Source organism: Lelliottia sp. RD5 (genome assembly GCF_056032945.1).
This window is the reverse complement of the sequence record NZ_JBVYHQ010000001.1, coordinates 898,951-910,976: the sequence shown is the minus strand read 5'-3', so window position 1 is coordinate 910,976 and position 12,026 is coordinate 898,951. Positions and strand designations below refer to the sequence as shown.

General features: G+C 54.8%; 12 protein-coding genes. 8 read left to right on the top strand and 4 right to left on the bottom strand.

Going from position 1 to position 12,026, the window contains the following annotated elements; genetic code table 11:
• Positions 1-15 precede the first annotated feature (15 nt).
• Both AC0LWE_RS04580 and xthA read right to left on the bottom strand, forming a co-directional pair.
• Positions 16-645 carry a TVP38/TMEM64 family protein gene (locus AC0LWE_RS04580; RefSeq protein WP_267970611.1) on the bottom strand — a complete coding sequence of 210 codons (630 nt, stop codon included), beginning with the start codon at positions 643-645 and terminating at the stop codon, positions 16-18.
• A gap of 57 nt (positions 646-702) precedes the next feature.
• Complete coding sequence (xthA, locus tag AC0LWE_RS04575) at positions 703-1,509, bottom strand: exodeoxyribonuclease III (protein ID WP_059178229.1); 807 nt, start codon at positions 1,507-1,509, stop codon at positions 703-705.
• A gap of 433 nt (positions 1,510-1,942) precedes the next feature.
• Here xthA and astC point away from each other — a divergent pair, with 433 nt between their 5' ends.
• From astC to ves, 7 genes are all read left to right on the top strand, one after another.
• A complete protein-coding gene (astC, locus tag AC0LWE_RS04570) occupies positions 1,943-3,163 on the top strand; it encodes a succinylornithine/acetylornithine transaminase (RefSeq protein ID WP_202693609.1) in 1,221 nt (406 codons plus the stop codon).
• Positions 3,160-4,194, top strand: a complete 1,035-nt coding sequence (gene astA / locus AC0LWE_RS04565; protein ID WP_059178227.1) for an arginine N-succinyltransferase — start codon at positions 3,160-3,162, stop codon at positions 4,192-4,194. Before astC ends, astA begins: the two co-directional genes overlap by 4 nt.
• Positions 4,191-5,678: a succinylglutamate-semialdehyde dehydrogenase gene (gene astD / locus AC0LWE_RS04560; RefSeq protein WP_474264874.1), complete on the top strand. Its 1,488-nt coding sequence runs from the start codon at positions 4,191-4,193 to the stop codon at positions 5,676-5,678. Before astA ends, astD begins: the two co-directional genes overlap by 4 nt.
• Positions 5,665-6,990 carry an N-succinylarginine dihydrolase gene (gene astB, locus AC0LWE_RS04555; protein WP_219346703.1) on the top strand — a complete coding sequence of 442 codons (1,326 nt, stop codon included), beginning with the start codon at positions 5,665-5,667 and terminating at the stop codon, positions 6,988-6,990. Before astD ends, astB begins: the two co-directional genes overlap by 14 nt.
• Before the next feature lie 9 nt (positions 6,991-6,999).
• Positions 7,000-7,965 carry a succinylglutamate desuccinylase gene (astE, locus tag AC0LWE_RS04550; RefSeq protein ID WP_219346702.1) on the top strand — a complete coding sequence of 322 codons (966 nt, stop codon included), beginning with the start codon at positions 7,000-7,002 and terminating at the stop codon, positions 7,963-7,965.
• Between the two features lie 336 nt (positions 7,966-8,301).
• Positions 8,302-8,790: an ATP-independent periplasmic protein-refolding chaperone Spy gene (spy, locus tag AC0LWE_RS04545; protein WP_059178221.1), complete on the top strand. Its 489-nt coding sequence runs from the start codon at positions 8,302-8,304 to the stop codon at positions 8,788-8,790.
• Between the two features lie 299 nt (positions 8,791-9,089).
• Positions 9,090-9,647: an environmental stress-induced protein Ves gene (gene ves / locus AC0LWE_RS04540; RefSeq protein ID WP_219346701.1), complete on the top strand. Its 558-nt coding sequence runs from the start codon at positions 9,090-9,092 to the stop codon at positions 9,645-9,647.
• On the opposite strand, the gene cho is transcribed toward ves, so the two are convergent.
• Positions 9,625-10,503, bottom strand: a complete 879-nt coding sequence (cho, locus tag AC0LWE_RS04535; RefSeq protein WP_219346700.1) for an excinuclease Cho — start codon at positions 10,501-10,503, stop codon at positions 9,625-9,627. The two genes, ves and cho, sit on opposite strands and share 23 nt — an antisense overlap.
• Positions 10,504-10,591: 88 nt before the next feature.
• A complete protein-coding gene (nadE, locus tag AC0LWE_RS04530) occupies positions 10,592-11,419 on the bottom strand; it encodes an ammonia-dependent NAD(+) synthetase (protein ID WP_202693603.1) in 828 nt (275 codons plus the stop codon).
• Between the two features lie 247 nt (positions 11,420-11,666).
• On the opposite strand from nadE, the gene osmE reads away from it, so the two are divergent.
• Positions 11,667-12,011 carry an osmotically-inducible lipoprotein OsmE gene (gene osmE / locus AC0LWE_RS04525; RefSeq protein WP_059178217.1) on the top strand — a complete coding sequence of 115 codons (345 nt, stop codon included), beginning with the start codon at positions 11,667-11,669 and terminating at the stop codon, positions 12,009-12,011.
• Positions 12,012-12,026 lie beyond the last annotated feature (15 nt).

The window sequence follows — 12,026 nt, the reverse complement described above, 5'->3', positions numbered from 1 at the left end:
CATAATGCCTCCCTGTTAATGAGAAGAATGGAAATAGCGAGAAAACAGCCAGCGTGAAACGAGCGGCAATAACCCTAAAAGTGTAAAGGCGAAAAGTATGCCCGGCGACAGAATATCGCGCAGCGACGTCAACTTGCCCAGTTCGCGTCCGGCATTCAGGAATATCACCGTGGCGGGTAGCATCGCCAGTTGGCTAATCCACCAGTAACGACGCACGCTAAGGCTTGTTAAACCGGCGAGCAAATTGACCAGGAAGAACGGAAAAAGGGGCATCAGACGCAGGGCGAAAAGATAAAATGCGCCGTTGCGATCCATCCCCTCATTAACCGTTTTTAGTTGATGGCTGAACCGGCGCTGAACCCCATCGCGCAGAATATAACGGCTGGTCAGCATCGCCAGCGTCGCGCCCAGCGTCGAGGCAAACGACACCAGCAGAATGCCCTGCCAAAACGGGAACAGCGTGCCCCCGAGCAGGGTGAGCAGCGCCGCACCCGGAATCGACAGGGCAGAGACCACCACGTAGGCGGCGAAATAGAGCACGGCACTGCGTGCGGGAGCCTGTTCAACATAGTCCTGTAGCGCGAGCTGATGCGTTTTGATCGATTCGAGCGAAAGAAAACCGGGGGGCAGCAGCGTCTGAATCATGAAAAATGCGCCCAACAGGGCGCATATCAACAGGGTTTTTTGCAGTTTCACCGGCGATTACAGTTTGAACTTCGCCCAGACTGGCGCGTGATCGGACGGCTTTTCCATGCCGCGAATGTCGTAATCGATGCCGGTTTCGATGCAACGTTCTGCCAGCGGCGCGCTGGCCAGCAGCAGGTCGATGCGCAGGCCGCGGTTGTCATCAAAACCTTTTGAGCGGTAGTCAAACCACGAGAAGCGGTCCTGCGTATCCGGGTTTGCGGCACGGAACGTATCCACCAGGCCCCAGCTTTGCAGACGCTGCATCCACTCGCGCTCTTCCGGCAGGAACGAGCATTTACCGGTACGCAGCCAGCGCTTGCGGCTGTCTTCGCCGATGCCGATATCCAGGTCCGTTGGGCTGATATTCACGTCACCCATGATCAGCACCGGATTCTCTTTGTTCAGTTCCGTCGTCAGATAATCCTGCAGATCCTGGTAGAACTTGGCCTTAGCCGGGAATTTTGTCGGGTGGTCGCGGCTTTCGCCCTGCGGGAAATAACCATTGATGACGGTGATGTTCCCAAGCGGAGAGGGAATTTCCGCCATGATAATGCGCCGCTGCGCTTCACCGTCGTCACCGGGGAAGCCGCGACGCACGGAAACCGGCGTCTGTTTGGTCAGCAGCGCCACGCCATAGTGGCCTTTCTGCCCGTGATAAAAGACGTTGTAGCCCAGTTTGGCGACGTCTTCGAGGGGGAACATGTCGTCGTGAACTTTTGTCTCCTGCAGGCCGATCACGTCTGGCTGATGTTGCTCAACGATGGCTTCCAGTTGGTGAGGGCGGGCGCGCAGGCCGTTGATATTAAAAGAGACAAATTTCATAGTCGCTGCCAGTGCAAGGTGAATAGTGCATGGATGTTAGCAGAATTTGCGTCGTCTGTTATCGGGTTCAACCAATAACTGCAACAGAAAATCCCGACGGTGCAATATTTGCACCATTTCGACGCACCTTGCCCTCAAACAGGGCGCAAACGGCCGGTAAATTTCGCGAGCGATCACAAATCCAGAATAATATTTGGCTCGTGAATAATATTTCTGTTTTTCCTGCGGCAAACCGCCGCTTGCTGTAAAAATATTCACTTTTTATGCATTAAAAGTGAATGGCGGTAATGCTTAACTTATTGATATTCCGTCCTCCCAACCCATTTATGCAATTTTATCGCTGGCTGGCACGAACTCTGCAATCTACATTCACAGTGCAAACACTCAATTATTTAACATTTGAATAACTTTTAATTTACCGGATGAGGTCGCTATGTCTCTGTCAATTACGCGTGAAAATTTCGATGAATGGATGATGCCGGTTTACGCTCCGGCGGCTTTTATTCCGGTACGGGGTGAAGGCTCACGCCTGTGGGACCAGCAGGGTAAAGAGTATATCGACTTTGCCGGTGGGATTGCGGTGAATGCCCTCGGGCACGCGCATCCGGCGCTGCGTCAGGCGTTGAACGATCAGGCCGCGAAGTTCTGGCATACCGGCAACGGCTATACCAACGAACCTGCGCTGCGCCTGGCTAAAAAACTGATCGACGCGACTTTTGCCGAAAAAATCTTTTTCTGTAACTCCGGTGCCGAGGCCAACGAAGCGGCGCTCAAGCTGGCACGTAAATACGCTCACGATCATTTTGGCGCGCAAAAAAGCGGAATAGTGGCGTTCAAAAACGCCTTCCACGGGCGCACCCTGTTTACCGTGAGCGCGGGCGGTCAGCCGGCCTATTCACAGGATTTTGCTCCGCTGCCGCCGGACATTCGTCACGCCATTTATAACGATCTGGCCTCTGCAGCTGAGCTGATTAATGACAATACCTGCGCGGTTATTGTCGAGCCGATGCAGGGTGAGGGCGGCGTGGTGCCTGCCGATAAAGCGTTCCTGCAAGGGTTGCGCGACCTGTGCGATCGCCACAATGCGCTGCTGATTTTTGATGAAGTCCAGACCGGTGTCGGTCGTACCGGCGAGCTGTATGCGTATATGCACTACGGCGTGACGCCGGATGTGCTGTCGACAGCCAAAGCACTCGGTGGTGGATTCCCGATTGGGGCAATGTTGACGACCAACAAATGTGCCAGCGTGATGGTCGTGGGCACGCACGGCACGACGTACGGCGGTAACCCGCTGGCCTCGGCGGTGGCTGGACAGGTGCTGGATATCATCAATACGCCAGAGGTGTTAAAAGGCGTGAAGCAGCGCCACGACTGGTTTGTGGAGCGTCTAAACGCCATTAACAGTAAAACCGGTATGTTCAAAGAAATTCGTGGTCTGGGGCTGCTGATCGGCTGCGAACTGACGGCTGAATTTGCCGGAAAAGCTAAACTTATTTCACAGGAAGCTGCAAAAGCGGGCGTGATGGTGCTCATCGCGGGAGCTAACGTGGTGCGTTTTGCACCGGCGTTAATCGTCAGCGAAGAAGAGGTCGCCACCGGTTTAGACCGTTTTGCCCTGGCCTGTGAACAGGTGAAATCCGGGGTGTCATCATGATGGTTATCCGTCCCGTTGAGCGCGGCGATCTCGCCGGACTCATGCAGCTTGCCGGTAAGACGGGAGGCGGGCTGACCTCGCTTCCTGCCGATGAGAAAACGCTGTCGTCTCGTATCGACCGCGCCCTGCAAACCTGGCAAGGGACGCTGCCAAAAAGTGAACAAGGCTACGTCTTTGTTCTGGAAGAGTCTGATACCGGGACCGTGGTCGGGATCTGCGCTATCGAGGTGGCGGTAGGTCTTAATGACCCGTGGTACAACTACCGCGTCGGCACGCTGGTTCACGCATCGAAAGAGCTGAATGTTTATAACGCGCTGCCGACGCTTTTCCTCAGCAACGATCACACCGGCAGCAGCGAACTCTGCACTTTATTTCTTGACCCCGACTGGCGCAAAGAGGGCAACGGCTATCTGCTCTCGAAATCCCGCTTTATGTTCATGGCCGCGTTTCGCGATCGCTTTAACGAAAAAGTGGTGGCGGAAATGCGCGGCGTTATTGATGAAACGGGCTACTCCCCGTTCTGGGAAAGCCTGGGCGAACGCTTCTTCTCGATGGAATTTAGCCGTGCCGACTATTTGTGCGGAACAGGGCAGAAAGCGTTTATCGCCGAATTAATGCCGAAACATCCGATCTACACCGACTTTTTAAGTCCAGAAGCGCAGGCGGTAATTGGCCAGGTTCATCCGCAGACCGCGCCCGCTCGCGCGGTGCTGGAGAAAGAAGGTTTCCGCTACCATAACTATGTCGATATTTTTGACGGTGGCCCGACGCTGGAATGCGACGTCGACCGCGTGCGTGCCATCCGTAAAAGCCGTCTGGTGACAGTGGCAGAAGGCCAGCCCGCCCCCGGTGAATGGCCCGCTTGTCTGGTGGCGAACGAGCAGTACGATCAGTTTCGCGCGATGCTGATTCATACCAACCCAAAATGTGAACGTCTGGTGCTGACCGCAGCCCAGTTGGACGCCCTGAAATGTAACGCAGGCGATACCGTTCGTCTGGTGCGACTTTGCCCCGAGGAGAAAACAGCATGAGTTTATGGATCAATGGCGACTGGGTCACGGGCGAAGGTGAACGACGCGTGAAGACCAACCCGGTAGGCAACGAAGCGCTCTGGCAGGGGTTTGATGCGAGTCCGGCTCAGGTAGCACAGGCGTCTCAGGCGGCCAGAAAAGCTTTTCCGGCGTGGGCAAAACTGCCGTTTACGGCGCGTCAGGCGATCGTCGAAAAATTCGCGACGCTGCTGGAATCGAATAAGGCAGAACTGACCAGCATTATTGCCCGCGAAACCGGCAAGCCGCGCTGGGAGGCGACGACCGAAATCACGGCGATGATCAATAAAATCGCTATTTCGGTTAAGGCCTATCACACCCGCACCGGCGAACAGCACACCGATATGGCCGACGGCGCCGCAACGCTGCGTCATCGTCCGCACGGCGTGCTGGCGGTCTTCGGCCCGTACAATTTCCCGGGGCATCTGCCCAACGGCCATATTGTGCCCGCGCTGCTGGCAGGGAATACCGTTATTTTTAAGCCGAGCGAACTGACGCCGTGGAGCGGTGAAGCGGTTGTGAAACTCTGGGAACAGGCGGGCCTTCCGCCGGGCGTGCTCAATCTGGTTCAGGGTGGACGTGAAACCGGCCAGGCGCTGAGCGCGTTAAGCGATCTCGACGGCCTTCTCTTTACCGGCAGTGCAGGAACGGGATATCAGCTGCATCGCCAGCTGGCAGGCCAGCCGGAGAAAATTCTGGCGCTGGAAATGGGTGGCAATAATCCCCTGATTGTTGAAGATCCTGATGATATTGACGCCGCTGTGCATCTGGCTATTCAGTCGGCGTTTGTCACCGCCGGACAGCGCTGCACGTGCGCCCGTCGTCTGCTGGTGAAAAACGGTGCGCAGGGCGATGCTTTCCTGGCGCGTCTCATTGAGGTGACCGCGCGTCTGGTGCCTGGCGCATGGGATGCCGAGCCGCAGCCGTTTATCGGTGGGCTGATTTCCGAACAGGCTGCGAATAACGTCATTCAGGCCTGGCGCGAACACGTGGCGCGTGGCGCGAAAACGCTGCTGGAACCCACGCTGATGCAACTAGGAACATCCCTGTTAACGCCGGGCATCATTGATATGTCGGATGCACGGGATGTACCGGATGAAGAGGTTTTTGGCCCGCTGCTGTGTGTCTGGCGTTACGATGATTTCGACAGCGCAATCGCGATGGCAAACAATACGCGCTATGGTCTGTCGAGCGGCCTGATTTCACCCGATCGCGATAAGTTTGATCAACTGCTGATTGAAGCACGTGCGGGGATTGTGAACTGGAACAAACCGCTGACCGGAGCGGCGAGCACCGCGCCATTTGGTGGTGTGGGCGCATCCGGTAATCATCGCGCCAGCGCGTGGTATGCCGCCGATTACTGTGCGTGGCCGATGGCCAGCCTGGAAACACCCGCTCTGACGCTGCCGGAAACGCTCAACCCAGGACTCGATTTTACCCAGGGGAATCGTCATGAAAGCGCGTGAAGTCAACTTTGACGGGCTGGTGGGGCTGACCCACCATTACGCCGGATTGTCGTTTGGCAACGAAGCTTCGACGAAACACCGATTCCAGGTCTCGAATCCAAAGCTGGCGGCCAAGCAGGGGCTGCAAAAAATGAAAGCGCTGGCGGACGCGGGTTTTGTGCAGGCGGTGATCCCGCCGCAGGAGCGCCCAAACGTCGAGGTGCTGCGCCAGCTCGGTTTTAGCGGCAGCGATGAGCATGTCGTCGAAAAAGCCGGAACGCAAGCGCCGCACCTGCTCTCGGCGGCCAGTTCAGCATCGTCAATGTGGGTGGCTAATGCAGCCACCGTTGCGCCATCGGCAGATACGCTGGACGGAAAAGTGCATCTGACCGTGGCGAATCTCAACAATAAATTCCATCGCGCGACTGAAGCGGTCACCACCGAGCGGGTGCTGCGCGCCATCTTCAAGGATGATGCGCGGTTTAGCGTGCACGAAGCGCTCCCACAGGTGGCGATGTTTGGTGATGAAGGGGCAGCCAACCATAACCGTCTGGGCGGGGACTACGGCGAACCCTCCACGCAGCTTTTTATTTATGGCCGCGATGATAGTGGACACGTCGCGCCGTCCCGTTATCCGGCGCGCCAGACCCTGGCCGCGAGCCATGCCGTTGCGCGTCTGAATCAGGTCAACCCGGGGCAGGTGGTGTTTGCGCAGCAAAATCCACAGGTTATCGATCGGGGCGTGTTTCATAACGACGTGATTGCGGTTTCGAATCGTCAGGTGTTGTTTTGCCACGAGCAGGCGTTTGCCCAGCAGGAGAAATTAATGGCTACCCTGGCCGAGCGCGTGCCGGGCTTTACGCCAATTCAGGTGCCGACAAGTGCCGTCAGCGTGCAGGACGCGGTGGAAACCTATCTGTTTAACAGCCAGCTGCTGAGCCGCGAGGATGGCAGCATGCTGCTGGTTCTCCCGCAGGAGTCGCAAAATCATCAGGGCGTATGGCGATATCTCAGCGAACTGGTCAAGGGCGATAATCCCATCAGCGAGCTTAACGTGTTCGATCTGCGCGAAAGTATGGCGAACGGTGGAGGCCCCGCATGTTTACGCCTGCGGGTGGTGCTGACGCCGGACGAAATCCGCGCCGTCAATCCGGCGGTACTGATGAACGATACCTTATTCAATACGCTCAACGACTGGGTTGATCGTTATTATCGCGATCGCTTAACGCAGGCGGATTTGGTCGATCCGCATCTGCTGCGCGAAGGGCGTGAGGCGCTGGATGCCTTAACGACGATCCTGCATCTTGGATCGGTTTACCCGTTCCAGCGCTGAGGAGAGATTATGCAGAATTTACTGGCGCTGACGCTGGCGGATGAAACGCCTGCTGCGCGGCAAGGCGAGGGGCCGACGTTTCACTGGACATGGTCCGGGCGCGGGTTACTTGAACTGATCCCTTTTGACGCCTGTGAGCGGTCTTTAGTGCTTTCAGCCGGGATTCACGGCAATGAAACCGCACCGGTTGAGATTGTCGATTTACTGCTGCGAGCACTTTTTAACGGTGACATTTCTTTGCGCTGCCGCGTGCTGGTGGTGCTGGGGAATCCCCCGGCGCTGGCGCAAAACAAGCGCTATCTGGAAAGTGATATCAACCGGATGTTTGGTGGACGCGGGGGGCAGTTTCCGCCTGGTGATGAGCCTGCGCGGGCACTTCAGCTTGAAAACAGCGTGCGCGAGTTTTTTGCCACGGCGGGTCCTGATCGCTGGCATCTCGATCTGCATACCGCCATTCGTGCGTCTTATCACGTGCGTTTCGGCGTTATGCCGCAGCGCAACCAGCCCTGGGATGAGTCTTTCCTTGGCTGGCTGGGGGATGCGGGTCTTGAGGCGCTGGTCTTCCATCAGTCACCTGGCGGGACATTTACCCATTTTACCTGCGAGAATTTTGGTACGCTGGCCTGTACGCTGGAGCTAGGAAAAGCGCTGCCGTTCGGGCAGAACGATCTTTCGCGCTTTGCGCCAACGCATCTGGCGCTGCGTGCCCTGCTTTCCGGAAACGAGCCTGAACATCATTCAGGAACCGTCGAGCGCTATCGTGTCGTGCAGCAGATCACCCGCCGCAGCGAGGCATTCCGGCTACACATGGCGGCGCATACGTTGAACTTCACTCCTTTTCGGCATGGTGTCGTGTTAGCGCAAGACGGTGACGAGCGCTACGAAGTGCAGAAAACGACGGAATACGTGTTATTCCCTAATCCCTCGGTAGCCTTCGGCCTGCGGGCTGGGTTGATGCTCGAGAAATTAACCTGACGCTATTTCCTCTCTCTGGGGAGAGAGGAGTATCAATTTAATTTCTTATCGATAACGGCGATTGCCGTTATTTGCAGATTTATCCTGGTGTACTGCTTTATTATTAATCCGCAGGACGGTATACTTCTTCATAATCTCTTTAAAGTCAGCTATTTGCCTATTTTTGTTTCAACTCTCCACGCTTTATCCTTAATTCCTCCACATTTGGCTATAATTTGTTTTTTACACTTTCATTGTTTTACCGTTGCTCTGATTTATTGACGATAAACCCCGTAAAGTTAATCTCGTCAACACGGCATAGCGCCGAAGAATAACTGAAAGTAAGGACAAAAAATTATGCGTAAATTAACTGCACTGTTTGTTGCTTCTACCCTGGCTTTGGGCGCTACCAGCATGGCGTTCGCCGCAGACACCGCGACGACAACCGCCGCACCCGCTGATAGCAAGATGATGCACCATAAAGGCAAGCCGGGTATGCATCACGACATGATGTTTAAAGATCTGAACCTGACGGATGCGCAGAAACAGCAGGTCCGCGAGATCATGAAAAGCCAGCGCGATCAGATGAAACGTCCTCCGCTGGAAGAGCGCCGCGCAATGCACGATATCATTGCGAGCAATACGTTTGACAAAGCAAAAGCGGAAGCGCAAATCGACAAGATGGCTGAGCAGCACAAAGCCGGCATGTTGGCCCGTATGGAAACGCAGAATAAGATTTACAACATTCTGACCCCGGAACAGAAAAAACAATTCAATGCCAATTTTGAGAAGCGTCTGACAGAACGTCCTGCGCCAGAAGGTAAAATGGCTCCGCCAGCTGAATAATCAGCTCAACACATATAAGACCGCCGGAATCCTGTTCACAAAAGCGTAATCGCGGTGGACAGGTCCGGCGGTTTTTTCTTTCTCACCCTCTTGTCACGCGCCACCAGCACGGTATGCTCCTGTAAGCGGTTTGGATAATGTTTAAGAGAGTCATGGCGTTAGTGTTTTTTTTAGCGCCGCACTAAGGCCTCCTTGCATTGCTGCCGATAATGCATCTGTAATAACCCAACGATAACAATCAAGATAGCGACATTGACGCAGTGTTGCCCTGGTGCGAGTTGCGCCTTTCAGGAGTGGTGATGGATTTTTTTGATATCCGTAAAATGCCGGTTAATCTCTGGCGAAACGGGGCTGGCGAGACGCGCGAGATTTGCTGTTTTCCGTCTGCGACGCGTGATTTTCACTGGCGTGCCAGTATTGCCTCTATCGCCAGCAACGGCGAGTTCTCTCTTTTTCCAGGTGTTGATCGGGTTATCACACTTCTTGAAGGTGGCGAAGTGACGCTGGATGCGGGGCATGCGTTCTGCCATACCCTGAAACGACACCAGCCGTTTAGTTTTGCGGGTGACCATCCGGTGAAGGCGAATCTCACCGAAGGGCGGATGTCGATGGATTTCAATATCATGACGAAGCGCGACTGTTGCCGGGCAAAAGTGCGCGTCGCCGATCGCACCTTTACGACGTTTGCCTCACGCGGGGGCGTGGCGTTTGTGCTGAGTGGCGCGTGGCAGTTAGGGGACAAACTCCTGACAGCCGATCAGGGCGCAAGCTGGCAGGACGGAACGCACACGATACGTTTACTGGAATCTGAAGGGACGCTGTTGTTCAGCGAAATTACCTGGCTTCCGGGACACTGAGTTCAATGATTTCATACCCACCGGCAAACAGCGGTTTGCACAGGATTTTATAACCATCGTGATCAAACCCGGCTGGGGCGCGCAGGAGTGCCGTCGCATCATCTAATGTATCGACGGCACCCAGCCAGAACCAGTTATGAATGATGTGATAATGCGTCATATCATCGCGGGTTTCTTTCAGCGCAATGGCGCCTTGCCATGGCCAGCAGGTGACGCTCAGCGCCGCCAGACCTTCCCTTAATCTCGCATCGTGTTCTTCAATACTTTCTTTACCGCAGCATGCACCTGCACATCGCTTTAGCGCAAAGCGGAAACAGGCGCGCCCGCGAGTGAGTGATTCCAGCCCCAGCACGCCATAGCAAAGCTGCTGCGCATCGGCGAGCGTTTGCAGCGCTTGCAATGCTGCACGGCGATTGGCAAACAGGCCATGCAGACCCGGTGCGTGGGAGAAATCCACGTCTCGGGCATAAACAACCTGCGGTTTCCCAGCCGTGATTTGCAGTGAGCACAGCTGGCGATTGCGACGCAGGCGTTTATTGAACAGCGGCTGCTGCTCTTTGATCAGACGCGCTTCAAGCAGTAATGCACCCAACTCGCCCGCGGTTTGCATCCAGGTAATTCGCCGCGACTGGCGCAGCATCGCGGCCTCGTCAGGCGTACGCAGATGCGATAACACCCGACTGCGGATATTAATACTTTTGCCGATATAGAGCGGCATGGCGTCGCTCTCGCCATGAAAGAAATAGACGCCGGGCTGTTTTGGAAGCGCCTCAAGCCAGGGGCGAAGATGTTCTGGGTATTCGTAGATGGCCGCCGCTTCAAACTCAAGACGCGGGGCAGATTGACGCCTGCTCACAAAAAACTCCGTATACTGTTCAGCTATACAGTGTAGCAGGTTGCGAGTGGTTAAAAAAGAGGCGGCAATGGCCGCCTCTTAATGACGTTTAGCGTTTCCAGAAGTCGTCGAATACCGTAATCGGTGGGCGACGCTTATGCTCGGTTTTCAGATACCAGCCCTCGATCGTACGGGCGATGGGCTCATCCAACGTTTTCCCTTCCAGATAATCATCGATATTTTCATACGTGACGCCAAGCGCGGCTTCATCCGGTAGAGAAGGGCGGTCGTCCTCCAGATCGGCGGTAGGAGCTTTCAGATAAAGGTGTTCCGGGCAGCCAAGTGCGGCCAGTAACTGTTTTCCCTGGCGCTTGTTGAGGCGGAAAAGCGGGTTAATGTCGGTACCGCCGTCACCATATTTGGTGAAAAAGCCCGTTACGGCCTCCGCGGCGTGATCGGTGCCCACCACTACGCCTTTTGTCATTCCGGCGATGCTGTATTGCGCTTTCATTCGCTCACGCGCTTTTTCATTGCCGCGCACGAAATCGCTGAGTTCAAGGCCCGCTTCGCGTAGCGCTTGCTCGCTGGCAAGCACGGAACCTTTGATGTTCACAGTTAGCACGCGATCCGGCTGAATAAAAGCGATGGCGTCCTGACAATCCTGCTCGTCGGCCTGGACACCGTAAGGCAGTCGCACCGCGATAAACTGCAGCGACGCATCACCTGTTTCCTGGCGCAATTCCGAAATAGCCTGCTGGCAAAGTTTACCGGCAAGCGTAGAGTCCTGACCGCCGCTGATGCCTAACACCAGCGTTTTCAGAAACGAGTTTGTTTTCAAATAGGCTTTCAAAAAATCGATGCTGCGACGAATTTCCGCATCGGCATCAATGGCAGGCTTGACGCCAAGCGCCTGAATAATTTCTTGTTGCAGAGCCATTACGCCCTCCATTAGCAAAAAAAGCACACTGTGTGATGTGTCAAAATTAACCCTTTGGGCGGAAAACGACAAGGATCACAGTTTCGAGAGGGGCAAATTAAGACGATTTTGTCGCTTATCGTTGTTTTATTAGAATTTTCCGAAAAACACTCTGCTTCGCTCGTAAAGTTGATGAATAGACATTTTTATCCCATGCTTAGATAACACGCTGATTAACAAGCGCTGATAAACAAGAGGACGGAAGAATATGAACAAGAACGTAGCGGGAATTTTAGGTGCAGCGGCGGTATTGACTATGCTGGCAGGTTGTACAGCTTATGATCGTACATCCGATCAATTTACACAGCCGGTCGTTAAAGATGTGAAAAAAGGCATGAGCCGCGCGCAGGTGATGCAGGTAGCGGGTAAACCTTCTTCAGAAGTGACCATGATTCATGCGCGTGGGACTTGCCAGACTTACATTCTGGGTCAACGTGACGGTAAAGCAGAAACCTATTTTGTCGCGTTGGATGATACAGGACACGTGATCAACTCGGGTTATCAGACCTGTGCTGAGTATGATACCGATCCACAGGCACCGAAAGCAAAATAACGTTTTAGCCTGAGC

Excerpts from the sequence above, each read along its gene's own strand:
- AC0LWE_RS04580 (WP_267970611.1), bottom strand. The coding sequence starts at position 645 with ATGATTCAGACGCTGCTGCCCCCCGGTTTTCTTTCGCTCGAATCGATC.
- xthA (WP_059178229.1), bottom strand. The coding sequence starts at position 1,509 with ATGAAATTTGTCTCTTTTAATATCAACGGCCTGCGCGCCCGCCCTCAC.
- astC (WP_202693609.1), top strand. The coding sequence starts at position 1,943 with ATGTCTCTGTCAATTACGCGTGAAAATTTCGATGAATGGATGATGCCG.
- astA (WP_059178227.1), top strand. The coding sequence starts at position 3,160 with ATGATGGTTATCCGTCCCGTTGAGCGCGGCGATCTCGCCGGACTCATG.
- astD (WP_474264874.1), top strand. The coding sequence starts at position 4,191 with ATGAGTTTATGGATCAATGGCGACTGGGTCACGGGCGAAGGTGAACGA.
- astB (WP_219346703.1), top strand. The coding sequence starts at position 5,665 with ATGAAAGCGCGTGAAGTCAACTTTGACGGGCTGGTGGGGCTGACCCAC.
- astE (WP_219346702.1), top strand. The coding sequence starts at position 7,000 with ATGCAGAATTTACTGGCGCTGACGCTGGCGGATGAAACGCCTGCTGCG.
- spy (WP_059178221.1), top strand. The coding sequence starts at position 8,302 with ATGCGTAAATTAACTGCACTGTTTGTTGCTTCTACCCTGGCTTTGGGC.
- ves (WP_219346701.1), top strand. The coding sequence starts at position 9,090 with ATGGATTTTTTTGATATCCGTAAAATGCCGGTTAATCTCTGGCGAAAC.
- nadE (WP_202693603.1), bottom strand. The coding sequence starts at position 11,419 with ATGGCTCTGCAACAAGAAATTATTCAGGCGCTTGGCGTCAAGCCTGCC.
- osmE (WP_059178217.1), top strand. The coding sequence starts at position 11,667 with ATGAACAAGAACGTAGCGGGAATTTTAGGTGCAGCGGCGGTATTGACT.